This window comes from Stutzerimonas zhaodongensis, from assembly GCF_003696365.1.
GTDB lineage: Bacteria > Pseudomonadota > Gammaproteobacteria > Pseudomonadales > Pseudomonadaceae > Stutzerimonas > Stutzerimonas zhaodongensis.
In genome coordinates this window covers 13,111-36,110 of sequence record NZ_RFFM01000007.1, presented here as the reverse complement: position 1 = coordinate 36,110, position 23,000 = coordinate 13,111, and the positions used below count along the sequence as shown (strand labels likewise).

19 protein-coding genes are annotated in these 23,000 nt (G+C 63.0%); 11 read left to right on the top strand and 8 right to left on the bottom strand.

All coding sequences use genetic code 11. From position 1 onward, the window contains the following. Nucleotides 1-141: 141 nt before the first annotated feature. Together EA797_RS19250 and EA797_RS19245 are read right to left on the bottom strand one after the other, a co-directional pair. Nucleotides 142-2,478 (bottom strand): ExeM/NucH family extracellular endonuclease, encoded by a 2,337-nt coding sequence (locus EA797_RS19250; RefSeq protein ID WP_122168195.1) that lies wholly within the window; start codon nucleotides 2,476-2,478, stop codon nucleotides 142-144. A gap of 18 nt (nucleotides 2,479-2,496) precedes the next feature. Beyond that, nucleotides 2,497-4,077 (bottom strand): alkaline phosphatase D family protein, encoded by a 1,581-nt coding sequence (locus tag EA797_RS19245; RefSeq protein WP_122168193.1) that lies wholly within the window; start codon nucleotides 4,075-4,077, stop codon nucleotides 2,497-2,499. 227 nt (nucleotides 4,078-4,304) lie between these two features. Between EA797_RS19245 and EA797_RS19240 the strand changes: the two genes are divergently transcribed. Further along, nucleotides 4,305-4,613 carry a hypothetical protein gene (locus tag EA797_RS19240; protein WP_122168192.1) on the top strand — a complete coding sequence of 103 codons (309 nt, stop codon included), beginning with the start codon at nucleotides 4,305-4,307 and terminating at the stop codon, nucleotides 4,611-4,613. A gap of 114 nt (nucleotides 4,614-4,727) precedes the next feature. Here the strand turns inward: EA797_RS19240 and EA797_RS19235 are convergent, their stop codons facing one another. The 4 genes from EA797_RS19235 to ptsP all read right to left on the bottom strand — a co-directional run bounded on the left by EA797_RS19235 (nucleotide 4,728) and on the right by ptsP (nucleotide 12,847). Next, entirely contained in the window at nucleotides 4,728-7,130 is a 2,403-nt protein-coding gene (locus EA797_RS19235) for a membrane-bound PQQ-dependent dehydrogenase, glucose/quinate/shikimate family (protein ID WP_122168190.1), read from the bottom strand. A gap of 136 nt (nucleotides 7,131-7,266) precedes the next feature. Beyond that, entirely contained in the window at nucleotides 7,267-9,006 is a 1,740-nt protein-coding gene (locus tag EA797_RS19230) for a PTS fructose-like transporter subunit IIB (protein WP_122168188.1), read from the bottom strand. A gap of 20 nt (nucleotides 9,007-9,026) precedes the next feature. Continuing rightward, nucleotides 9,027-9,965: a 1-phosphofructokinase gene (gene pfkB, locus EA797_RS19225; protein ID WP_122168187.1), complete on the bottom strand. Its 939-nt coding sequence runs from the start codon at nucleotides 9,963-9,965 to the stop codon at nucleotides 9,027-9,029. Next, nucleotides 9,965-12,847 (bottom strand): phosphoenolpyruvate--protein phosphotransferase, encoded by a 2,883-nt coding sequence (gene ptsP, locus EA797_RS19220; RefSeq protein ID WP_122168185.1) that lies wholly within the window; start codon nucleotides 12,845-12,847, stop codon nucleotides 9,965-9,967. The genes pfkB and ptsP overlap by 1 nt, the downstream gene beginning before the upstream one ends. Nucleotides 12,848-13,041: 194 nt before the next feature. Here ptsP and cra point away from each other — a divergent pair, with 194 nt between their 5' ends. The 6 genes from cra (at nucleotide 13,042) to EA797_RS19190 (ending at nucleotide 16,901) form a co-directional block, all read left to right on the top strand. Beyond that, the gene (gene cra, locus EA797_RS19215; protein ID WP_122168184.1) at nucleotides 13,042-14,031 is read left to right on the top strand and encodes a catabolite repressor/activator; all 990 of its coding nucleotides are present in this window, start codon (nucleotides 13,042-13,044) and stop codon (nucleotides 14,029-14,031) included. 70 nt (nucleotides 14,032-14,101) lie between these two features. After that, the gene (locus tag EA797_RS19210; RefSeq protein ID WP_122168182.1) at nucleotides 14,102-14,407 is read left to right on the top strand and encodes a nucleotide pyrophosphohydrolase; all 306 of its coding nucleotides are present in this window, start codon (nucleotides 14,102-14,104) and stop codon (nucleotides 14,405-14,407) included. Continuing rightward, the gene (locus tag EA797_RS19205) at nucleotides 14,404-15,153 is read left to right on the top strand and encodes a methyltransferase domain-containing protein (RefSeq protein ID WP_122168180.1); all 750 of its coding nucleotides are present in this window, start codon (nucleotides 14,404-14,406) and stop codon (nucleotides 15,151-15,153) included. Before EA797_RS19210 ends, EA797_RS19205 begins: the two co-directional genes overlap by 4 nt. 20 nt (nucleotides 15,154-15,173) lie before the next feature. Beyond that, nucleotides 15,174-15,797, top strand: coding sequence for a DUF4136 domain-containing protein (locus EA797_RS19200; protein WP_122168178.1), 624 nt, complete (start codon nucleotides 15,174-15,176; stop codon nucleotides 15,795-15,797). A gap of 24 nt (nucleotides 15,798-15,821) precedes the next feature. Then, a complete protein-coding gene (locus EA797_RS19195) occupies nucleotides 15,822-16,382 on the top strand; it encodes a DUF4136 domain-containing protein (protein WP_122168176.1) in 561 nt (186 codons plus the stop codon). Between the two features lie 69 nt (nucleotides 16,383-16,451). Next, a complete protein-coding gene (locus tag EA797_RS19190) occupies nucleotides 16,452-16,901 on the top strand; it encodes a DMT family transporter (RefSeq protein ID WP_122168175.1) in 450 nt (149 codons plus the stop codon). A 10-nt stretch (nucleotides 16,902-16,911) separates the two neighbouring features. Here the strand turns inward: EA797_RS19190 and EA797_RS19185 are convergent, their stop codons facing one another. Beyond that, a complete protein-coding gene (locus EA797_RS19185) occupies nucleotides 16,912-17,847 on the bottom strand; it encodes an SdiA-regulated domain-containing protein (RefSeq protein WP_122168425.1) in 936 nt (311 codons plus the stop codon). A gap of 214 nt (nucleotides 17,848-18,061) precedes the next feature. Between EA797_RS19185 and EA797_RS19180 the strand changes: the two genes are divergently transcribed. The 4 genes from EA797_RS19180 to EA797_RS19165 all read left to right on the top strand — a co-directional run bounded on the left by EA797_RS19180 (nucleotide 18,062) and on the right by EA797_RS19165 (nucleotide 21,177). Continuing rightward, nucleotides 18,062-18,355 (top strand): hypothetical protein, encoded by a 294-nt coding sequence (locus EA797_RS19180; protein WP_122168423.1) that lies wholly within the window; start codon nucleotides 18,062-18,064, stop codon nucleotides 18,353-18,355. Nucleotides 18,356-18,443: 88 nt separating this feature from the next. Continuing rightward, a complete protein-coding gene (locus EA797_RS19175) occupies nucleotides 18,444-19,841 on the top strand; it encodes an MATE family efflux transporter (protein WP_122168173.1) in 1,398 nt (465 codons plus the stop codon). Nucleotides 19,842-19,844: 3 nt separating this feature from the next. Further along, nucleotides 19,845-20,303, top strand: a complete 459-nt coding sequence (locus tag EA797_RS19170; RefSeq protein WP_122168171.1) for a DUF2214 family protein — start codon at nucleotides 19,845-19,847, stop codon at nucleotides 20,301-20,303. 121 nt (nucleotides 20,304-20,424) lie between these two features. Continuing rightward, complete coding sequence (locus EA797_RS19165; RefSeq protein ID WP_122168169.1) at nucleotides 20,425-21,177, top strand: FadR/GntR family transcriptional regulator; 753 nt, start codon at nucleotides 20,425-20,427, stop codon at nucleotides 21,175-21,177. A 12-nt stretch (nucleotides 21,178-21,189) separates the two neighbouring features. On the opposite strand, the gene EA797_RS19160 is transcribed toward EA797_RS19165, so the two are convergent. Further along, nucleotides 21,190-22,947, bottom strand: coding sequence for a sodium:solute symporter family transporter (locus EA797_RS19160; protein ID WP_122168167.1), 1,758 nt, complete (start codon nucleotides 22,945-22,947; stop codon nucleotides 21,190-21,192). Nucleotides 22,948-23,000: the final 53 nt, after the last annotated feature.

Sequence of the window (23,000 nt, the reverse complement as noted above, 5' to 3'; positions counted from 1 at the left end):
TATGATCGCCAGCAAGCTGGCTCCTACGAAAAGCCAGACGACAGTCTCGGACTCCGTAGGAGCCAGCTTGCTGGCGATCCCCCAACGTCTCGTACACACGAGACGTCAAGGATTCGCGCTACTGAAGGGGCGGCCTACTCCCTAACGCCCCAAATCGATCCCAATCACCAACGGATCATGATCGGATGCCCGATAAGGCTCGGCGCTGTACAGCATCGATTGCTGGCGTGGCGTCTTGAACTCGAGGTTGTAATCCAGCACCCGCGGCTCGTCGGCGTTGATGTGCCATTCGGTGGCGCCGCGCACCTGCGGGGCCAGGCTGGCGCTGGCCAGACCGTGATCGAGGTAGCCGGACTGTCCCGTGAACACGTAGGAATACGTTTTCTCCCCACCAAAGGACGCTAGCAGATCGGTATAACCGGCCGCCCTGATCACATTGATCGGGTCTTCTTTCGCATAAGCGTTCAGGTCGCCGATGATCAGACGGTCCGGATCGTAGGAGCGCGTCGGATCGCGTCCCAGCCAGTCGACCAGCGCCTGGGCAGCACGAACACGGGTCAGGTTGCAGTTGCCCTGGCCGTCACCCATGTCCTTGTCGCCGAGATCGTCGCAGCTGGAACCCTTTGACTTGAGGTGATTGACGGCCACCGTCAAGCGCTCGCCGCTTCGGCGTTCGCGGAAGGTCTGAGCCAGCACCGGGCGATTGCGCGTGTCGTTGAAGCGCGGGTCGACCGAGCCATCCAACACTGCCGCATCCTTGTGCGGGCTTACCATGTCCTGGCGGTAGATCAAGCCCACGGCAATCTGGTCTGTGCCGAGCCGGTCGCGTTTCGGATCGATGAACGCGTACCGGTCCCCGCTCCGTGACGCCGCATTGAGGCCGGCCACCAGATCGGCAATGGCGCTGTGCTCGCTATATCCATCGTTCTCGATTTCCATCAGTCCGATGATATGGGCGTCGGCTCCAAGTATCGCGGCGATGATCTTGTCGCGTTGCCGATCGAACTCTTCACGGGTATTGGCGCCTCGTGAAGTGGGGAAACCCGCGCCGCGACCGTCGCCGTTGAAGTAATTGAGCACATTGAAACTCGCAACACGCAAACGTCCATCGATGGACTGCGGCGACGCAGGTCGGGGGTTCGCCGCAACGAACTTCGGAGTTTGGGTCGGCTGAATGCGATAGCTGCCTGCCAGGTAATGCAGCACGCCTTGCACATCAGTGACTTCATAGCCCACCCGCAGCGTGCGGTAGGCGTCGAGCTCAGGTGAGGGATAGCGGATCGGGTCGGGATTCTGCCCGCTGCGTCCGTCATCCAGGACGATTCGATTGAGATCGTTCTGCGCCTGCAGCCGCAGCGCTGGCTCGCCTGGCGATACCTTGTTGGTGGGAATCCACAGCCGCCCGCCAGATGAAAGCACCACCTCGCCGTAACGGCCCAGGTCGTAGACTTCGCTGACCGTCAGTGTCTGGGTCAAGCGAACCTGCATGCCCTCGTAACGCTCGAGCGCATCGGCTGCGGCAAGCGGCAGACTGATCTGCGCCACGCTCGGCAGCGGTTGTTTACGCGCCAGAACACTGACCTGCGGCGAGGTGAGCTCGGTGAGGCCGTTGAATTCGGTAACCAGCCCGCGCACCCGCACGCGATCGCCAACCTGTACGTCGACGCCATTGCCGGCACCGTAAATGTACAAACCCTCCGATGTCCGGGGATCGTCGTCGGTTTCGTTATCCGGCGCCTGGATGAAGAAGCCACCCAACTCACCCTCAGCTTGGAAGTCAGCCACGACGATGCCTTCGACAATCACGGTCTGGTTCACCAGCGGACTGACGTCACCGGCCCCTTGGACTTCCGAAATCGCGCGCCGCCCCGCATCAGTTCCACCTGGCTCGCCTTCGCCGTACTGGCCCAGATAGGCAAAGGTGTTGACCGGGTAGCCCTGCCACTGGGCTGCCGGATCGAAAGCGTCATTGGGGTTGCGATCACCCTCGCGGACGGATGCCTTGCGGGTCAGCGTGCGATCGGCCGTCTGCGTCTGTCCCGATCCCCATGCGCTGCCCGGATCGAAACCGACCTGGCCGATGCTGTCCAGAATGTCGCCGGATGGACCGCGAAGCACGATGGCATCGTCGCCGTTGTACCAGCTACCGCCGCCGCGCTGATTCGCCTTGGCCTGCAATGCCGGGTCGCCGCTTTCATGAGCCAGCACATGCACGCCACTTGGCGCGACATCACCGGTGAGCGCAATGGTGCGACCGCTGCTGGTCGAGCCGTTGAAGTAGAAGTCGACTCGATAGCCGTCCAGCGAAATCGCTGTCTCACCCGTGTTGTAGAACTCCAGGGCCTTGTTGTTCCCGCTACCTTCCAAGTATTCGGAAATCAGCAGATCGGCAGACGCCATGGAGTGCACACTTAGCGTGGCGATTGCCAGCAGAGCGGCGGTCAGCGGGTGCGGCTTGAAGCGGTCGTTGCGGCGCATGGGTGTCGCTCCCTGGTATCAGGCGTGTTGGGGTTCAAGGGTTTTGGAAAAGACCGAGGTGCCGTCGATATCTCGAAGGGTGACGCTCAGGGTGCCGCTGCGTGAGTCGATCTCGACCTCACCGAAGAACTGAAAACCGGCATAGGGCGATGCGTTGGCATATGCAGGCGCTTTCTGGAACACCAGTTCCGGGCCAAAGGTGGCATCCAGTGGATTGGGTCCGAAGCTCCCTGCATTGAGCGGCCCGGCGACGAACTCCCAAAACGGATCGAAATCCTGAAACGCAGCGCGGTTTGGGTGGTAGTGATGCGCCGCGCAATAGTGCACATCGGCGGTCAGCCAAACTGTGTTGCGAACTCGAAATTTGCGCAGGTAGCCCAGCAGATCAGCAATTTCCAGCTCGCGTCCGGCTGCCGGCCCATCCTGTCCGTTGGCGATCGCCTCCCAGCGCGCTCTCCCGGCGGCGTCCTTACCGTCCGGCACGTGCAGGCCGATCGGCATATCAGCGGCGATGACCTTCCAGGTAGCACGTGAGCGACGCAGTTCGCGCTTGATCCAAGCCAGCTGTTCCCGGCCGAGGAAAGCGGTGTCCGGTCCTTGCTCGGTCTGCAGATTGTGAGTGTTGGGGCCGCGATAGCTGCGCATGTCCAGCACGAACACATCCAATTGCGGGCCGTAGGCGATCTTGCGATAGACGCGGCCGGACGCATCCCGCCCGGTGAGCCGCATGGGCGCGTACTCGAGAAACGCTTGACGACCGCGACGGGCCAGCAGCTCGATGTCCTTGATCTGATAGCGCTCATCCAGCTCCTTGCCGCGCGACCAGTTGTTGGTGACTTCATGGTCATCCCACTGCCAGATCTGCGGCACCTCGGCGTTGAACTGGCGCAGGTTGTGATCGAGCAGGTTGTAGCGGTAATTGCCGCGGAACTCGTCAAGCGTCTCGGCCACTTTGGTCTTGGCCTCGGTAACGATGTTTCGCCAGAGGCGCCCGTCTTCTGCAGTCACTTCAGCCTGGATCGGGCCGTCGGCGTAGATGGCATCGCCACTCTGGATGAAAAAGTCCGGATGGCGCTGACGCATGGCTTCGTAGATGCGCATACCGCCGAAATCGGCATTGATGCCCCAGCCCTGGCCGCAGGTATCCCCGCCCCAGACAAAGCGAATGTCCCGTGCGCGCTGCGGCGCCGTGCGCAAGTGGCCAAGCCAGGGCTCGCTGCGGGAATGGTCGCGCGCATCCTCGAAACTGGCGCGGTAGAAGATCGACTGGTCCGACGGCAACCCGCGCAGATCGATCCGTGCGGTGTAGTCGAGTCGCTGGTCCGTGACCGGCGATACCATCCGCCGCGCATTGTTGAAGCCACTGCTGGTATCCCACTCCACCACCAGCCGCGCCGGGCGGTCACAGCGGCTCCAGACCACGGCACGATCGGCCAATACGTCGCCGGACTGGACACCATCGGTGATCCAGGGGCGCGCGGTGGGTGCCGCGATGATCGCTGGCGATACGCCAAGGGCTGGCAGCGCAAGACCCGCACCAATGCCTTGAACGAGGCGGCGGCGTGTCTGGTCCAGTTCGGATTTGGTCTCGTCGGTCATGGTCGTCCCCTTCAACGGATGCTGGAAGAAGGGTTTAAGCGAGCCGCTTGACAGAACCGTGACGCTCGGACGAACGGTCGTCAATAAAACGTCCAAACGGCAGGCTCCCGCAGGCCCAACCATTCGGCCATTGCAAAGAGCAAGTGAATCAACGAACGAGATGCCGCCCACACTCAGCGCTTCGGCGAATAGGCTAAGTTTGCGGAGTCAAACCCAGGAGCCCACTCATGAAGCGTTTTCTGTTCGTCCTAGCGCTGATTACGACCTCTGCTCAGGCCGGCGTGCTGATCAACAGCCCGTACTGGGTAGTCGGCCTCACCTGTCCGAATAACCAGGAATGCTACGCCGCCAGCAATGGTAGCTATACCGGTTCGCTGAACGGGGCGCGGCGTTTCGACGATCAGGTACAGGCCATGAAGTTTCTGGATAGCCTGACGTCCAGCCTACGGGGCAAGTCTCCGCGTCTCGAACAGCGCACGGAGCAACAATGCGTACAGCCCAGCGATAACCGCAACTATCAAGGGCGCCCCTGTTGAGCAACTGTCAGCAGTGGAGACCGTTGAGTGCATGAGTTCGCTACTCGGTGACGGCTGTCCAGCCTTCTCCCGGTGTGGGAGAAGGCCGGTGATCAGGTCAGATCTCAGATCGACCTATTTCGCATCATCCTCGTGTGTCCAGGCCATTACGGAGTCGCCGATCTTGGTGCCGAACGATCCATGTCCGCCAGCCATCTGCACCACGTACTGCTTTCCGGTCTTCTCGGAGACATAGGTCATCGGCGTCGCCTGGCCGCCAGCGGGCAGCCGTCCTTTCCACAGTTCCTTACCGGTCTGTAGATCGTAAGCGCGCAGGTAGTAGTCCAGCGTGCCGCTCATGAAGCCCACGCCACCGGCAGTGACGATGGGGCCACCGAGCGCCGGCGTACCTACCGGGAAAGGTATGCCCAAGGGTGCACTGTCACGGCTGGTGCCGTTCTTGTGCATCCAGACTTTCTTCATGGTGCGCAGGTCCACCGCCGTCACGTAGCCCCATGGCGGCGTCTGGCACGGTAGGCCGAGCACAGACATGAACGGCTCCAGTCGCACCATCCAGGGCGCGCCCAGGTTGGGTTGCAGACCAGTCTCGCCGCCACCGGTGCGCTCGTCCGGATCAACATCGTTGCGGTTGACCATGGTCGACACGAAGGCCAGGTAGTTCGGTGCACCGAACAACAGCTGACGACTCGGATCCACCGCCACCGACGGCCAGTTGAAGGTGCCGACGTTGCCCGGATAGATCAGCGAACCCTGCTCCGACGGCGGGGTGAAATCGCCGTCGTAGCGCAGTTTGCGGAACTGGATGCGGCACATCATCTGATCCAGCGGCGTGCCGCCCCACATATCCTTCTCATAGAGAGGCTCTTGCGGCGCGTAAGTGAGCGCCGAGGCCGGCTGAGTGGGTGCCGCGTAGTCACCCTCTACGGTACCTTGCGGAACTGGAAATTCCTCGACCGGAACGATGGGCTTACCGGTACGACGATCGAGTACGTAAAGATCGCCCCGCTTGGTCGGCTGGATGATCGCCGGCACCTTGCCCTCTGGTCCGTCGATGTCCACCAGGGTCGGCTGGGACGGCAGGTCGCGGTCCCACAGATCGTGGTGAACGGTCTGGAATTCCCAGCGCACTTTGCCGGTAGCAAGCTCCAGCGCGACAAGGGTGTCGGTGAAGCGCTCGGATTCAGGCGTGCGCGGTACTGCCCACTGATCTGGCGTCTGGTTGCCGGTTGGGATGAACACCAGGCCAAGCGACTCGTCGGCCGATGCGATGGTCCAGGAGTTCGGCGTGCTGCGCACGTAGGTCTCACCGGGCGCCAAGGGGTCCGTCGCGTCTGGGTTGCCTGGATCGAAATTCCATACCAGCTGGCCGTTGCGCACGTCATAGGCACGGATCACCCCGCCGGGTGAATCCACCGCGCCGTTATCGGTAATCGAGCCACCGACAATGACCAGCTTCTGAGTAACCACAGGCGGCGAAGTCGGCAGGTAGACCCCCAGCGCTCCCTCGCCCAGCCCTGCTTTCAGATCCACTTCACCGGCGTCGCCGAAGTCCTCACACGGCTTACCGTCTTCGACATCCAGCGCGATCAGCGTGCCGTCATTGGTGGGCAGGAACAGACGTCGCTCACAACGCGCCACGGGTTGGTCGGCCGGAGCTGTAGCGGCAGGTCCGTAAGCGGTAGCGTCATGGAACGCCAGGCCGCGACAAGTCATGTGCTGGTAGTACTCGGCATCGCGGTTGATGCTTGGGTCGAAGCGCCAGCGCTCCTCACCGGTATCAGCATCCAAAGCGATAGCGATGCTGTGCGGCGTGCAGATGAACAGGTTGTCGCCCACCTTAAGCGGTGTGACCTGATTGGTGATCTCACCCGGGTCACCTTCGCCAGGCAGATCGCCAGTGTTGAACTCCCAGGCCTTCACCAGCTTGCCGACGTTGTCCGGGGTAATCAGGTTGGCCGGGGAATACCGATCGCCGCGGTTGGAGCCGCCGTAGGCTGTCCACTCGCTGGCCGAGCGGCCCGCCTGGCCGTCCGGGTTGAGCCCTTGCATCTGCGCATCGCTGAATTCGCCTGTGAGCGAGTGGTAATCCTGGGTCAGCGAGTACCCGGCCATGAGCGCCCCAGCCAGCAAGCCGATGCCGAGCAGGCCGCTCGCTCCATCACGCCAAACCAGTCGGTCGCTCACGTAACGATTGACGAACGGGATGATCAGCCAGAGACCGAGGATGCACCAGAGATCGATCCGCGGCGCCAGTTGCCACCAGTCGAAGCTGACTTCGTACAGGGTCCAGGCCAGCGTCGCCAACAGCAGTACCGCGTACAGCCAGATCGCCGCTCGGCGACGGGCGAACAACAGTCCTGCCACCACCAGCAATCCAACACCAGCGATCAGGTAATACCAGGACCCGCCCAGCACCGCCAGATAAGCGCCTCCGGCCGCCATCAGGACACCCAGAACCAGAACCACCAGGGCAGTCAGCGTAATCCGCAGGGGCCGCGGCCCGTAATCGATGCTCATCTATCGTCTCCAGCCAATTCTTTTTACTCAGAACAGAAAAACAAAAACAAAAGCTGGTGAAACTTTCTGACACAAAGTCTCGACCAGCTTCTAGTGGATAGGGTTCGGGGGCTTTAGTTCAGCTGTTTCGACCGGTTCATGAGGCGGTGGCGCCAACGGCCAGCGGCTGCGTTTCGGGCCGCTTTATCACTGCGTAAATCACGCCCGTCACCAGACTGCCAGCGAGGATCGCGACGAGATACAGCAGTGCGTGATTGATGGCGTTGGGGATCAGTAGCACGAACAGCCCGCCATGCGGCGCCAGCAGCTTGGCGCCGAAAGCCATGGAAAGCGCACCGGTCAGTGCACCACCGGCGATGCTGGCGGGGATCACCCGCAGCGGGTCCTTTGCAGCGAAAGGAATCGCGCCTTCTGAAATGAAGCAGCAGCCCAATACCAACGCAGCCTTGCCGGCTTCGCGTTCGGTCTGCGCGAACTTGCGCCGGGCGAGCAGCGTCGCGATGCCCATGCCGATGGGCGGCACCATTCCCGCGGCCATGGTGGCGGCCATCGGCGCATAGCTTTGCGAGGCGAGCAGTCCGACGGAGAAGGCATACGCGGCTTTGTTCACTGGTCCGCCGAGGTCGACGCACATCATGGTGCCGAGCAGCAGCCCGAGCAGGATGGCGTTGGAGGTGCCCATGGTGTCGAGGAATTCGGTGAGCCCGGCAAGCATCTTCGCCACCGGCGTGCCGACAATGTAGATCATCACAAGGCCCGTCACCAGGCTGGCCAGCAGCGGGATTATCAGGATCGGCTTGAGCGATTCGATACTGGCCGGAAGTGGAATCCAGCGACTCACCGCCTTGGCCGCATAGCCGGCCACGAAACCGGCGATGATCCCGCCGATAAAACCTGCTCCCAGGGTGCCTGCCAACAGCCCACCGATCATGCCGGGCGCCAGGCCCGGGCGATCCGCGATGGAGTACGCGATGTAGCCGGCCAGCAGCGGTACCATCAGCTGGAAGGCCGTTTCGCCGCCGATCTTCATCAAGGCGGCTGCTAGCGTGCCCTCCTCCTTGAATGCCTCGATGCCGAACACGAAGGACAGTGCGATCAACAGACCGCCGGCCACCACCATCGGCAGCATGTAGGACACACCCGTCAGCAGGTGCTTGTAGACGCCGGTCTTCTCGCCCTTCTGCTCACCACCCGTGCTGGCAGCGACGCCTCCAGCGAGCACCGCGCCCTCTTCCAGCGCCCGATCCAGAGTCGCATCAGGCTGCTTGAGCGCAACGCCGGTGCCGCAGCGAAACACGCGCTTACCGGCGAAGCGGGCCACGTCCACCTCGATGTCGGCAGCCAATAGCACCACGTCGGCCGCGGCGATGGCGTCCGCTTCCAGCACATTGCGCGCCCCCACCGATCCGCGGGTTTCAACCTGCAGGTCGTAGCCCTTGCGAACCGCAGCCTGCTGCAGCGCTTCGGCCGCCATAAAGGTATGCGCAACACCGGTCGGGCACGCTGTGATGGCAACCAGCTTGGGCTTGCCGCTGGTATGCGCCGCATCCGCTTCGTCGGCCTGCTGCAGCTCGCTCGCCGTGTCCGCGGCACTTCGCAGGAAGGCTTCCGGATCGAGCAGCGCCTCGGATGGGGTCGATTGCGCGACGCGCTTGCCGATGAAGCGCTGCAATGACAGTGGGCCGGTTTTCACCACGATCACCAGATCGGCGTTGGCGATCTGTGCAGGCGTCAGCGGCGAGCCAATGGCCTTGGGATCGTGGACTTCCACTGCAGTCGACCAGCCCAGGCGATGAGCAGCCGCTTCGAGTAGGCGTGACGTCAGCACGCTGGTGACCATTCCATTGGGGCAGGCCGTGACGATGAGAAGATTCATTCCTTCACCTCTTGTTCGATTTATTGGCTCAGCGGCTGGAGACGCACTGCGGCCTGAAGTTCGGCCAGTTGCGCCGTATCGGTGATGCCAAAGCCGACCTGCCCAACCGCTTGTGCGGCGATGGCAGTGGCATGCGCGAGGGTGCGCTCTGCCGGCCAGCCTACGAGCAGGCCATGCAGCATCCCGGCGAGCAGCGAGTCGCCTGCACCGACGGTGCTGATCACCTGAACCTTGGGCGGCTGGGCGTGCAATGCTGCGTCTGCGGTGAACCAGCTGACACCGTCAGCACCTTGCGAAATCACCACGTGCTCGATGCCTTCACTTTGAAGTCGCCGCGCTTCGGCCAGCAGCGCCGAAGATCCGGAGAGATCAACACCACGGGCCTCGCCCAGCTCCTCCTCATTGGGCTTGATCAGCCACGGCCGGGTCGCCAGCCCGTCTCGCAACGCGAAGCCGCTGGTATCCAGCGCCACCCGCACGCCGAGCGCTTTGAGCGAGTTCAGTAGCTGGACGAACCACTGACTGTCGATGCCCCGCGGCAAGCTGCCGGCTACCACCACGAGGTCATGAGCAGGTGCCAGACGCTGGAGCCGAGCCAGCAGCTCATCGCACTGCGCCTCGGTCACGGCGAGCCCCGGGCCATTGATATCGGTGACCCGCCCATCCGTCTCGGCCAGCTTGAGGTTGCTGCGGGTTTCACCGGCGACACGGACGAACTCATCAGTGAAGCCCCGCGCGGCGAACAGCTGTTCAAAGGCTTGCGGATTCGATTCCCCAAGAAAACCGGTGACGGTCAGCTGATGCCCGAGATCAGCTAGCACCTGCGCCACGTTGAGGCCCTTTCCTGCGGCATGAACCTGCAGGCTTTCGCTGCGATTGACCTCGCCGAGGCGCAGGGATGACAGCTGGACGGTCAGGTCCAGTGCCGGGTTGAGGGTAACGGTCAGCACGCGGGCCATCAGCAGTGCTCCCCGACGAAGGCACGAACTTCATGGGCGCCCGCCAACATCAGGGCTTGCTGAGCGAGTTGCTGGCAGGCGGCGTAATCCAGCTCGCGGACCCGCGCCTTCACCAACGCGATGCTGCGCGCCGAGACGCTCAGCTCATCCACGCCCAGGCCCACCAGCATCGGCACCGCCAGTGCATCAGCGGCCAGTTCACCGCAAACGCCCACCCACTTGCCGTGCGCATGAGCGGCCTCGACGGTCATGCTGATCAGCCGCAGCACCGCCGGGTGCAAGCCATCGGCCTGCCCTGACAGCGTCGGATGCCCGCGATCGATGGCCAGGGTGTACTGGGTGAGGTCATTGGTGCCAATGCTGAAGAAATCGACTTCCTGCGCCAGCACCGGCGCGATCAGCGCTGCGGACGGGATCTCGATCATGATGCCGACCTGCAGATCCGCCACAGGCAGCTCAACGCGCAGGCGGTCGACCATGGCCTTGGCGCTACGCCATTCATCGATGTTGCCGACCATGGGGAACATGATCCGCAGCGGGCGGCCATCGGCCGAGGCGAGCAAGGCGCGCAACTGGGTTTCGAGGATGTCCGGACGCTGCAAACTCAGGCGAATGCCGCGCACGCCGAGGAAAGGATTTTCTTCAGCGGGCATCGGCCAGTACGGAAGAGGCTTGTCACCGCCTACATCCAGCGTGCGCACCACCAAGGGGCGCCCTTCGAGGGCTTCCAGCACGCGGCGGTACTCGGCTTCCTGAGTTGCCTGGTCCGGCGCCTGAGAGTGGTTCATGAACACCAGCTCGGTACGCAGCAGACCAATGCCTTCGGCGCCCATCGCCACGGCTTCCGGGGTTTCGCCGGCCGCGCCGATGTTGGCAGCAATTTCCACCGGATGGCCGTCGCGGGTGATGGCAGGTTCCATGCGTCGCTCGTCGGCCAGGCGCTTGCGTTCTTCGCGGCTGGCGCGTTCGCTGCGGGCCTGCTCCAGTTGCATGTCGGTTGGCGCAACCAGTAATTCACCGCGCTCGCCGTCGAGCAGCAATAAGGTGTTCGGCGCAAGTCCGAGCACTCCCGGCCCGGCACCGACGATGGCCGGAATGCCCAGTGCCCGGGCGATTATCGCGCTATGCGAGGTGGCTCCACCGCCAGCGGTGAGGATGCCCGCAACGCGCTGGGCGTTGAGCGTGGCAACGTCCGAGGGCGCTACTTCGTCCATCACCAGAATGTAGGGCTCGTCAGGGGCCTGCTCGGCTTCGGCGCCGGTCAGGCAGGCCAGCACGCGACGCCCGATGTCACGCAAATCGGCTGCACGCTCGGCCAGCAGCTTGTCGTGCAAGGCTTCCTGCTGCTGCGCGGCAGTCTCGATCTCTTCCATCCAGGCCGCTTCGGCACTCAAACCCTTCTGCAGGCGCACCTGCACTTCCTCGCGCAGGGCTGGATCGCGCAGCATGGCCTGATGGGTGGTGAAGATGTCGCGGATGCTGGCGACCTGGCTCGCGCCGATCAGCGTGCCGATTTCTGCATGGACCTTCCCCAGCGCGGCATCCAGGCGTTGCAACTCGATCGTCGGCGATTCGCCACGCTTGGGGTAGTCGATCACTTGCGGCTTGCGCACCAGCACCGGACCGATAGCGATGCCGGGAGACGCCGCAATGCCGTTCACCTGATCACCGGCGCGCAGGGCGGCCTGCTCGATGGCCGACTCATCCGGTTGAGTCGGGATGACGGATTGCTCCGCGCCCTCACCCTGGGCGGGCAAGGGTTCAACTTCTTCCCCCAGCCCCTCTTCTACTGCACGCACCAGCGCAGGCAACGCATCATCTGAGATAGAAGGCTCGGCCATGAACTCCAGCACCTGACCGCGATGCGCACCCATTGCCAACAATTTGCTCAGACTCTTGGCCGACACGCCAGCACCTTCATTGCCCGCCAGTCGCACGCGAATTTCGCCATCGAACGCCTGTGCGACCTCGGTCAGCGTCTTGGCCGGACGCGCATGCAGACCGTGTGCATTGGCCAGTGAGACCCGAGCGCTGGGCCAGTCGGCCGGCACTTCGCCGCCCAGGGCTTCGAGCACCACGCGGCTGGAAGTCGCTTGGCTCAGCTCCTGCCCGCGTCCTTCTATCAGCAGGTTGCACAGTCGCTCAAGCATCGCCTGATGCGCTTCGCCGAGGCTGGCGAGCACGAAAAGCCCATTGAGTGGCTGGCCATGATGTTCGAGGTTGGATGTCGGCGTGATGAACGCCAGCCCTGGACGCTGAACCGACTGCTCGCTGCTTAGCCACCAGAGCCCATCACCCAGCGGTAGCGCCTGGCTCAGTGGCAGGCTGGCATTGAAACCCGGCTCCACGCATTGCGCGCGCTTGAGCAGCTTCACACCCTGCCAGGCCAGCTCGTCGAAATCGTCGGCGGCTACACCCAGCCCCACCAGCTCACCATCCAGCGCCAGGGCCTGCGGCGCGCCTTGCAGCAGATCGATGATGGCCTCGGGGCTTTCGGCCTTCTGCAGCGCATCACTGAGATCGCCTTCACCCAGGGCTCGTGTCAGCAGCTGCAACAGGCGCAGATGTTCGTCGGAGCGCGCCGCAATGCCGATGGCGAGATACACCAACTGGCCATTGCCCCAGTCGACCCCGGCAGGGAAATGCAGCAGCCGCACGCCAGTGGCGAAGACCTGATCCCGGGTTTCCGGCGTGCCATGGGGGATCGCGATGCCCTGCCCGAGGAACGTCGAGCCCTGCGCCTCGCGTGCGCGCAACCCATCGAGATAACCGGGCGCTACCAGCCCGTCGGCTACCAGCACCTCACCGAGCAGCGCCAGCGCGGCAGGCTTGTCCGGCGCGACCTGATGCATGTGGATGTGCTGGGCATTCAACTCAAGCATGGATAACTCCTTGCGGGCTCGCGATTGTTTTTATACCGGCGGCGCGCGAACGACAGCACGCCGGCATGACCCGAATCCTGGGCTGGCGCTTATGACACAACAGCTGCTGAAACGTTTCACCCAAGACTGGCACATTACGCAATATTGGGTAATTCTAGAAGCCCAAGTTCAAACCACCCGTCCAGGATCTGTAGTTGAAACTGACCGACATCGCCCGCCTCGCCAACGTTTCGGTAACCACCGCCAGCTATGTGCTCAACGGCAAGGCCGCACAGCGGCGCATCAGCACGGCCACTGTCGAGCGAGTGATGGCCGTAGCAGAGCAGCAGGGGTTTCAGCTTGATCAACAAGCGGCGGGGCTGCGCCGCGGACAATCACGCACTCTCGGCTTCATCGTTCCGGACCTGGAGAACCCCAGCTACGCGCGCTTGGCCAAGCTGCTGGAACAGCGCGCCCGTTTGCGTGGATACCAATTGCTGATCGCCGGCTCCGACGACGAGCCAGACACCGAGCGTCAGGTCATTCAGGTGCTGCGCTCACGGCGATGCGATGCACTGATCGTTGCCAGCTGCCTGCCAGCCGAAGACGAGAGCTACCGCAACATTCAGGCCGCCGGCACGCCGGTCATCGCACTTGACCGCGCACTGGATGCCGAGCATTTCTGCTCTGTGGTCAGCGATGATCGAGAGGCCGCGGCGCAGCTGACCTGCTCGCTGGACATTCCAGCCGACGCACATATCGCACTGATCAGCGCGCGACCGGGGCTACGTATCAGCCAGCAGCGTGAAGAAGGTTTTCATCAGGCTTTAATCGGGCACACGGGCCAGGTCAGCGTGCTCCGGGCCGAGCAGTTCAGCCGCATCTGTGGCCGCGAACAGATGCTCGCCCTGCTCGATGAAGGCCCGCTGCCGGATGCGCTGATCACCACCGCATACGTCCTGTTGGAGGGTGTGTTCGATGCGCTGCGCGAACGTGATCTCCTCTGGCCCGCGCATCTGAGGCTGGCGACCTTTGGCGATGCGCAGCTACTGGACTTCCTGCCTATTCGAGTCAATGCGATTTCCCAGCAGCATGAGCGGATCGCCGAGCAGACGCTGGAACAGGCGATACGCGCCATCGAACAGCGTGAATATCGCCCGGGTGTCATTGCAGTGGAGCGCGAGCTGAAGGTCCGCCGTCTTTGATTCACCCGCCTCTTGCGGGCACCGACGCACTGACGGAAGCTAGTCGCCCTGACCAGCCGCCCCGCCCAAGATGAATATCGAAAAGATCACCCAACGCCTGCACGCAATCCGCGACCAGAACGACTGGAACCGCTTTCACAGCCCCAAGAATCTTGCCATGGCCGCCAGCGTGGAAATGGCCGAGCTGGTGGAAATATTCCAGTGGCAGACCGAGGAAGAGTCGCGCCAGCTTCCGACCGACAAGCTCGAACATGCCGGACAGGAAGTCGGCGACATCCTTATGTATCTACTACTGATGTGCAGCGAGTTGGGCATCGACATGGAGCAGGCGCTGCTCGCCAAATTGGCCGACAACGAACGGCGGTTCGCCCGATGAGCGATCGGCATTTCGATGAGCTGGCCACGCGCTTCGCCGAGAAGATCTACGGCGGCGCCAAAGGCGCGATTCGCCTCGCCGTATTGCAGGCGGACTTGTCCGAGGTTCTCCCGCAGCGGCGGTTGCGGGTTCTGGACATCGGTGCCGGCCTCGGCCATATGAGCCTGTGGCTGGCGCGCCAGGGCCATGAAGTAACCCTCGCCGAGCCCGCCGAACCGATGCTTGAAGGCGCGCGCGCGCAGTTCGCCGACTCGGGCCAGAACGCCACATTTATTCAAGCGCCTTGGCAGGAGATCGAGAGCCAGGTCGAGGGCCGCTTCGATCTGGTCATCTGCCACGCCGTGCTTGAATGGCTGGCCGAGCCCAAGGCGATCCTGCCGGTGCTCCATCGTCTGGTTGCGGAGGACGGCTGGCTTTCGTTGGCCTTCTACAACCGCGATGCTCTGATCTACCGCAACCTGCTCAAAGGCCACTTCAAGAAGCTGCGCAGTCAGAGCTATGCGGGTGAGCGCCAGAGCCTGACACCACAACAGCCACTCGACCCACGTGAGCTGGCCGCGCAACTCGCGCCGCACTGGCAGGTCGAATCAACCAGTGGCGTGCGTGTATTCCATGATTACATGCCTGCCGATTTCCAGGCCCGTACCGAGCCTGCCGATCTGATCGAGATGGAACTGGCCTACCGCCGCCATCCCAGCTTCGCCGGCCTCGGGCGTTACCTGCACTGGTTGTGTCGGCCCCGCTGAATGCCGGCCGGGAGGTACCGATGTCGATGCGCATTGCTTTACCGCTGCTTTGCCCCCTGTTCGGCTTGAGCCTTGCGGCATGCCAGAGCGGCAACCCCTACACAGGTGAATCCGAGCCGATTCCACCGGCGCCACCCATCGAGCAGATCCAGTCGCCTACCTATCCGGCCGCGCCCCGGGATTTTTCGTCTTACCAGAGCTGGAGCTGGCGTAACCCACCCGCCGGGACCGCAACCCTCGCTGGCGAAGAGTTGCAAGAAATGGTCTCCGGCGCGCTCGACCAACGCGGCCTGCGCCCTGCCCCACAGGGCGGCAAAGGCGATGTGCAGATCAGCGCCAGTGCGCAGATGGAAACCCGTGTACGACAGGTCTACGATGACTACGGCACCCGCGTGGGCGCCGGCCGCTATGGCGGGTACGGCCCCGGTTATGGCTCCGGGATTGGCGTCGGCGCCAGCGCGCCGATAGTGCGTAACTACGAAGAGCAAGTCGTTACCGTGCGCATCGAGATGATCGACAGCGCATCGGGCCAGACGGTCTGGAGCAATCGCGCCGAAGCCCGCAGCGGTAGCAACCAGGCTGAACGCAAGGACGCCGCCCGAGATGCAGTCAATCGTGCACTTGCCGACTATCCGCCGCGCTGAACGCAGTAATCCAGGAGACCCTCAATGTTCCGGCATTTGATGATGTTTGCTCTGCTGTTGCTGCTGGCGGCCTGCCAGAGTACGCAGGTGCAACGCGACTTCGATCCACAGCGCGACTTTTCCGCGTACCGCGCCTGGAGCTGGAAGGAGCCAGCGCTGCAGTATCGGCCCGACGACCCTCGCATCAAGAGCGACCTTACCGAACAACGCATCCGCAGTGCCGTCAGCGAGCAGCTCGACCAGCGCGGCTTGCGACCTGCAGCGTCAGGCACACAACCGGACGTGCTGGTTCAGGCCTGGTTCATCGTCGACCAACGTTCGCAGCAGTACACCACCGCCTCCATGGGCGCGTGGGGCAGCCCGTGGCACGGTTTCTGGGGCGGCCCGATGTATAACGACACCCGCACGATCCACTATCAGGTCGGCACCTTGCAGGTCGACTTCTACGATGCCAAGGACGGAAAGCTGGTCTGGCGGGGCAGCGCCGAGCAGGTACTGCGGGACAATCCGGGCGGCCCGAAGGAACGCACCGACATGTACCGGGAAACGGTGAACAAGGTGCTCTCGCAATACCCGCCGCAGTAGACTCGCGCCCGTTTCAAACGAGCCCGCCCGCAAGGCGGGCTTTCTTTTCGCGCAATTGGAGAAAATCGCATGCCCGTCGTTGCCTGGTGGCTCCTCGTTCTGCCCTTCGTAGCAGGGTCCTTTTTGCCGCTGCAGGCGGGCATCAACGGACAGGTGGCCAGGCACTTTGGCGGCGTAATGAGCGCTGCGATGCTGTCTTTCGCCGTGGGCACGCTGGCGCTTTTCTGCATCGTGCTGTTTCAGCGTGAATTACCGGGGCTGCAGGCTCTTCGGGGCCTGAATTGGTGGCACTGGTGCGCCGGACTGTTGGGGATGTTCTTCATAGCCACCGCAGCCTTTGCCGGCCCACGCATCGGAGCGCTGCTGTTCATGGCGCTGGTGCTGGCCGGGCAGTTGGGCATGGCGCTGCTGCTGGACCACTTCGGCTGGGCAGGCTTTCGCCAGTCACCGATCAGCTTCGGCAAGATCGCCGGCCTGCTGCTGATCATCGGTGGGGTCTGGATGATTCGCCGCGGTTGAGCGCGGCCGATCACTTGCGCTCGAAGGCGTAGAACAGGTTGGGTTCGCTGACCAGATAAAGATCACCTTGATCGTCGAAGGTGATGCCTTCGCCCTGGGGCACACTGTCCTTCAGCCCGGCGAAACCGCTCCAGAGCGAGCGAAAGCTGACCAGCTCGCCGTCACCATCGAGCTCCAGAACCATCTTCGCTTCATCGCTGAGCAGCACCAGGTGACCGGTACGCTCGTCGAAATGCACGGACGCCAGATCGCTGGCCATGTCCTTGTCTTCGATCCAGGCCTCACGGTCGATGATCTCCAGATTCATCTGGCCGTTGTAGGTGGCCTTGATGCCTCTGATTTCGTAGAGCTTGCGTGGCGAATGCTCCTTGACCACGAAGAGCCTGTCGCCCGCACGATCGTAGCCAACCCCTTCGAAACCAGAGTTCTCCCCTGCTCCGATGCCCAGGGTGATAGACGCATAGTCGCCGCGCTGCAACGCGCCAGGTCGATCAGGTACCGGGAGAATCACAACCGACTGACTACGCTCTTCCGTCACCGCCAGCAGGTTGTCGCCCAGATAGGTGATTCCCTCGACATCGGTGAAGCCGGCCAATGGATAGCTCGCGAGAAAGTTGCCGTCGCGATCGAGCGCAACCAGCTCCTCGGGGTTGTTCACCACAGCCCATAGATGGTTGCGACGCTCGTCGAAGGTCAGGCCGGAGAGGTTGTCGACGACGGACGCCACCGGCTTCGCATCGACTCGCACCTGATATTCGGGGAGCCAGAGGCTTCGCGACACCCAGGTGTTTTCATGCCAGGCCGATCTGAGGCTGTAGAACACGCGCTCGTCGAGGTGGAAGGTTGCTGCGGTGTACAACGCGCCTGCAGCCAGCAGGCCCAGCGCCCAGGCACGGGGGCGCACAGCTGACAGCCATTGCGGTCGCAGACTGGTAACGAACGGCATGGTGATTTTCTCGTCGGAGCGGTGGCGGACAGCCTGCTCTGCAAGGATTGCAATTGCATGACGAGTCGCGCTGAAGCGGCCAACAGCCCTGGACAGACTCATTGCCTGGGGCCGGGTTCAACTGCGCTCTTGGGAACTGCCGGGCGGTTTGATAGCCCAATGCCCCAGGAAACGGCTGCGCTTGCAGCCCTGGATCGAATGGCAGGAGAGCGACATGCGGGTGGAAAGTTTTTTCGAATGGCTGGGCCAGGCGCTCGGCACTGTGATCCGCTATATCGTCGATGCCCTCAGCGGCTTTTTCGGATTGTTCGCTGAAGCCGGGGCCAATTTTCTCGAAGGCCTGTCACGAACCCTTGGCATGGATCGCTCACTGATAAGCCTGGTTGCATTGGCTATCGGGCTGATGTTGCTGGTTGGCGCTTTCCGTGCATTCTTCCGGCGCTCGTTCATCTCAGGCGTGATCTATCTATTCCTGGGCCTGTGGCTGTTGAGCTGGCTGATCCACTGACCCGAACTCTACCCTCCGCCAAGATCCTCCGCCTGGCTGCGTTCAGAACCTCGGCGACGTATCATGCCCGGCTGTTCTGGAGCCTCTCATGTCACGGCTATTGACCGCCTGGCAGCACGCCCCGACCCATAAAAGGGTCTGGGCGCTGGCTGCGCCGATGATCCTGTCCAACCTATCCGTGCCACTGGTGGCATTGGTCGACAGCGCCGTGATCGGCCATCTGCCTCATGCGCACCAGCTCGCTTCGGTGGCTGTGGGCGGTAGCCTGTACACCTTGCTGGTCTGGGTCATGGGCTTTCTGCGCATGGGCACCACCGGCTTTGCCGCTCAAGCCGCGGGGCGTGAAGACGGCGGTGCGCTGCGCCAGGTGCTGTTGCAGGGGCTGCTGCTGGCGCTGGGGTTCGCTCTGCTGTTGAGCGTCACGGCGCAACCGCTCAAGGGCTATGCCTTGCAGCTGATGCAACCATCTGCAGAACTGGACAGCCTCACGCAGGCGTACTTCCACACTCGTCTGTTCGGCCTTCCCGCGGCGCTGGCAAGCCTGGCGCTGATCGGCTGGTTCCTGGGCACCCAGAACGCCCGTGCACCACTGGCCATTCTGCTCACCACCAACCTTATCAACGTCGCCCTGGACCTTTGGTTCGTCGTCGGCCTGGAATGGGGTGTTGCCGGAGCCGCACGCGCCTCGGTAATCGCTGAGTGGAGCGGCGTACTGGTGGGCCTGGCGCTGACCCGTGGCGCGCTGCTTCGTTATCCGGGCAGGCTGAACGGTCAGGCCATGCGCCGATGGGCGAGCTGGAAGCCGCTGATGTCGGTCAATCGCGATATCTTCGTGCGCTCGCTGGCCTTGCAGCTGGTGTTCTTTCTGATCACGGTGCAGGGCACGCGACTGGGCGACGCAACTGTGGCGGCCAACGCGCTGCTGCTCAACGGCCTGATGCTCACTGCCCATGCGCTGGACGGGCTCGCTCATGCGGTCGAAGCGCTGAGCGGTCACGCCATCGGCGCGCAGAGCCGCACCGAGCTGCGGCGGATACTCACAGTCGCCGGTGGCTGGTCGCTCCTGGCGAGCCTGGCGTTCGGCCTGTTTTTCCTGCTCGGCGGCGAGCTGTTCATCAGCCTGCAAACCGACATTCCTTCGGTTCGTGAAATGGCCATCGCCTACCTGCCCTATCTCGCCGCGCTGCCGCTGGTCGCAGTCTGGAGTTACTTGCTTGATGGCCTGTTCATTGGTGCGACCCGTGCGCGGGAAATGCGAAACGCCATGCTACTGGCCGTGATGATTTCGTTACCATTGGGCTGGCTGTTGCGCGGGATGGGCAATCATGGATTGTGGTTGGCCTTCCTCGCCTTCATGCTCCTGCGGGGCATCTGCCTGGGCAGCATCGCCCGGCGGCTGCAGCGCGAACAGCTTTGGTTCGCCTCGAGCCATACAGCGCCCCGCCATGACCAAGATGCTGCTGCAACCCTAACCAAAGGATCCTGAAAAATGGCCTATGCCATCGCCGCCTACCTGCACTTCGTGGCGATCTTTCTGCTGTTTGCCCTGTTGGTTCTCGAACACCAACTGTTTCGCCTGCCGTTGAACTTCAAACGCGCGCGGAGCCTGTTCCGGGTCGATCTGGCTTTTGGCGTCGCCGCCGGCTTCGTGCTGGTCACCGGTGCGGCCCGCGCCATGCGCTACGGCAAGGGCCTTGACTATTACCTGAACAACAGCCTCTTCCACGCCAAGGTGGGGCTGTTCGTGGTTGTCGCCCTGCTCTCGATCTACCCCACCGTCACCTTTCTCAGATGGCGACCGGCGCTCAAGGCCGGCCAGGTCCCGACCATCAGCCCCACTCAAGCACGGCTGGTCAAGCTGGTGATCCGCATCGAACTGCTCGCCCTGTTGACGCTTCCCCTGCTGGCGGCGCTGATGGCGCGGGGGCTCGGGGTGATGCCGCAATGACGCAAGACCATGCCTGAATGCACTGCGCCGCGGAGCCAGCAACCCAGGCGGCAACGCCGGTGAACTGTGTATCCTGCGGCGGTGGGGACGATTGAGCGAACCATCAACAGATGAGCCGGACATGATTCAAGGGCAAGCACAGCCGCCAAAGCGCCGAGCGGACATTCTGGTGCAACGACTCGCCCAGTACATCCGCGAGGGCGTGCTGAAACGTGGTGAGAAGCTGCCGACCGAGGTCGACATCGCCAGCCAGGAAGGCTTTAGCCGCAGCGTAGTACGGGAAGCCCTCCTGCGCCTGCAGGCTGCCGGCCTGGTGGAAACGCGCCGCAGCGTCGGCACCTTTGTCATCGATATGCCGCCACCTCAGGAATTGCGCCTGGGCCCGGAGAGCATCACCACCCTTGAAGACGTGCTGCATCTTCTGGAGCTGCGCATCAGCCTGGAAGTCGACGCGGCCGGTCTGGCGGCCAGCAATCGCAGCAACGCTGACCTGGCTGACATCCGTCAGGCGCTGCTTGCCATGAAAGAGCCAGATTCGAAGAAGCCAGGTATCGCGATCCAGGCGGACTTCCAGTTCCACCTGCGCATCGCCAGGGCCTCAGGCAATCAGTACATGTTCGACATCATGAAGCACCTGGGAACCAAGATGATCCCCCGGACCCAGATGAACTCGGCCTATGCCTCCAACGAGGAACGGCTCGCGTACCTGGAAATGGTTCATCACGAGCACGACAGCATCTTCGCCGGTATCGCCATGCAAAGCCCCGATTCGGCACGCGCGGCCATGTTCCTGCACCTGAACAACAGCCGCGAGCGGCTGCGCCGGACACGAATGGCGAAAACCACGACGTTGCAGAGCCCGCCAGAAGCCTGATTCGGCCAACGCCTACCGGCCCGGTGGGGGCTCGTCTTCAACCGTTGGATGCGCTCCGGCCAATACACGCAGCATCTGCCCCACCCCTGCAACCGTCAGCGCTATGGCAGCATGCAGCCACAGCCCCTGCGGGCCGTCAGCCAGCCATACCAGCGGAAGCAACAGAGCGCCGAGGGTGATCAACAAGGCGCCCAATTGCCGCGCCTGTAGCGGGTCGACCCCTGCCGTCTCCACCGGCTGCAATGCGCGATACATGTTGGTGAACATCATGCGCAGCTGCCGACGGCGGCGCGGATCGCCCAGCGGACGGTAGAGCAAACCCGTCGCGAAGAAAAAACCGCCAGTGACCAGCAGATGTGCAAGCACCGTCGCCGCGAACTTGAGATCCCCCGCTTCGCGCACGCTGAGCGAACCGCCGCCGAGCCAGGTTGGCAGATGGCTGGGATCGAACCCCAGATACATTACCGCCGACACCAGCCCACCTACCGCAACCGTACCCCAGCCCGCCCAGTCCGGCGTGCGCCGCACCACCACGGCCAGCAGCGCCGGGATGGACATTGGCAGAAGCAGCATCGAGCTGATCATCAGCACCAGATCGAAGAAATTCAGCTCGGTCTGCTGGGACATCCACCAGGCCACCAGCGTCGCAATCAGCCCGTTGAACAGCGTGAACAGCCGCCCCACCCTCATCAACTGATGCTCGCTATGCCGCCTGCGCTGGTAGACGTTGCGGATGAAGATCCCGGCGTTGCGATTGAGCGCGGCGCTCATCGGCGCAATGGTTGCCGCCAGCATCGCTGCCATGGTCAGCCCCAGGGTGCCGGCGGGCATCATCTGCTCGACGAAGAACAGGTAGGCGGCATTGGTGGCGCCATCGCCCAGCTGCGGGTAGTACGCCGCCAGATCCACGCCCTTGGCCGCAGCCACCCAGGGCGGAATGAACCACATCACCGGCCCGATGACGAACAACACTCCGGCGAGCAACGCGGCCTTCTGCGCCTCGCGCTCGTTGCGAGTGACCAGGAAGCGGTAGCAGGTGATCGCATTGTTGGTCGAGACCGTCTGCTGCATCAGGATGACCGCCATCCATAACGCCAGAATGCCGGGCAGGTTCATTTCGCGACCAAGCCAGAAATCCACCGGAAATTGATCCACGATTCCCGACGGCCCGCCGCCGATGTACAGCGCATAGCCACCGGTCACCAACGTGATGGCCAGGATCAGCACCAGCTGGATGACGTTCGTCGCGCTTACCGTCCAGGCCCCGCCGCTGCTGGCAATGAACGTGATGACGACGCCGGTGGCGAGCAGCACGGGCAGCATGTCCAGGCCAGTCATGGCAGAGATGATGTAGGCCAGCCCGTTCAGCCAGACTGCCGCGCTCAGCGTTGAGAGCGGCAGTTGCAGCCAGGTGAACAGACGTTCGGTCGGCCGCCCGAAGCGCAACGCGATCACCTGCATCGAGGTCTCGACGCGCAACTTGCGGTAGCGCGCAGCGAAAAAGCGGCTGGCGATGAAGAAACCCAGCGCATTGCCCCAGAACAGCATGAGCACCGCAAAGCCATCCGTGTAGGCCTTGCCGGCCGCACCGGTAAAGGTCCAGGCGCTGAACTGGGTCATGAAAGCGGTGGCGCCCGCCATCCACCACTGCATGGAGCCACCACCGTTGATGTACTGGCTGCTGTCGCTGGCCATCCGCCGAAAGCACCAGGCCGCACCGATGATGAACAGCACGTATACCGCCAGCACGGCAAGGTCGAGAGAGGTCATCGTCGCGCCTTCTTCACGTCCACCCTCGAGAATAAAAAAACCAGCACCGGCAA

Excerpts from the sequence above, each read along its gene's own strand:
- EA797_RS19240 (WP_122168192.1), top strand. The coding sequence starts at position 4,305 with ATGAAGCGTTTTCTGTTCGTCCTAGCGCTGATTACGACCTCTGCTCAG.
- EA797_RS19165 (WP_122168169.1), top strand. The coding sequence starts at position 20,425 with ATGATTCAAGGGCAAGCACAGCCGCCAAAGCGCCGAGCGGACATTCTG.
- EA797_RS19175 (WP_122168173.1), top strand. The coding sequence starts at position 18,444 with ATGTCACGGCTATTGACCGCCTGGCAGCACGCCCCGACCCATAAAAGG.
- EA797_RS19185 (WP_122168425.1), bottom strand. The coding sequence starts at position 17,847 with ATGCCGTTCGTTACCAGTCTGCGACCGCAATGGCTGTCAGCTGTGCGC.
- EA797_RS19210 (WP_122168182.1), top strand. The coding sequence starts at position 14,102 with ATGAATATCGAAAAGATCACCCAACGCCTGCACGCAATCCGCGACCAG.
- EA797_RS19190 (WP_122168175.1), top strand. The coding sequence starts at position 16,452 with ATGCCCGTCGTTGCCTGGTGGCTCCTCGTTCTGCCCTTCGTAGCAGGG.
- pfkB (WP_122168187.1), bottom strand. The coding sequence starts at position 9,965 with ATGGCCCGCGTGCTGACCGTTACCCTCAACCCGGCACTGGACCTGACC.
- EA797_RS19200 (WP_122168178.1), top strand. The coding sequence starts at position 15,174 with ATGTCGATGCGCATTGCTTTACCGCTGCTTTGCCCCCTGTTCGGCTTG.
- ptsP (WP_122168185.1), bottom strand. The coding sequence starts at position 12,847 with ATGCTTGAGTTGAATGCCCAGCACATCCACATGCATCAGGTCGCGCCG.
- EA797_RS19245 (WP_122168193.1), bottom strand. The coding sequence starts at position 4,077 with ATGACCGACGAGACCAAATCCGAACTGGACCAGACACGCCGCCGCCTC.
- EA797_RS19170 (WP_122168171.1), top strand. The coding sequence starts at position 19,845 with ATGGCCTATGCCATCGCCGCCTACCTGCACTTCGTGGCGATCTTTCTG.
- EA797_RS19205 (WP_122168180.1), top strand. The coding sequence starts at position 14,404 with ATGAGCGATCGGCATTTCGATGAGCTGGCCACGCGCTTCGCCGAGAAG.
- EA797_RS19195 (WP_122168176.1), top strand. The coding sequence starts at position 15,822 with ATGTTCCGGCATTTGATGATGTTTGCTCTGCTGTTGCTGCTGGCGGCC.
- EA797_RS19230 (WP_122168188.1), bottom strand. The coding sequence starts at position 9,006 with ATGAATCTTCTCATCGTCACGGCCTGCCCCAATGGAATGGTCACCAGC.
- EA797_RS19235 (WP_122168190.1), bottom strand. The coding sequence starts at position 7,130 with ATGAGCATCGATTACGGGCCGCGGCCCCTGCGGATTACGCTGACTGCC.
- EA797_RS19250 (WP_122168195.1), bottom strand. The coding sequence starts at position 2,478 with ATGCGCCGCAACGACCGCTTCAAGCCGCACCCGCTGACCGCCGCTCTG.
- EA797_RS19160 (WP_122168167.1), bottom strand. The coding sequence starts at position 22,947 with ATGACCTCTCTCGACCTTGCCGTGCTGGCGGTATACGTGCTGTTCATC.
- EA797_RS19180 (WP_122168423.1), top strand. The coding sequence starts at position 18,062 with ATGCGGGTGGAAAGTTTTTTCGAATGGCTGGGCCAGGCGCTCGGCACT.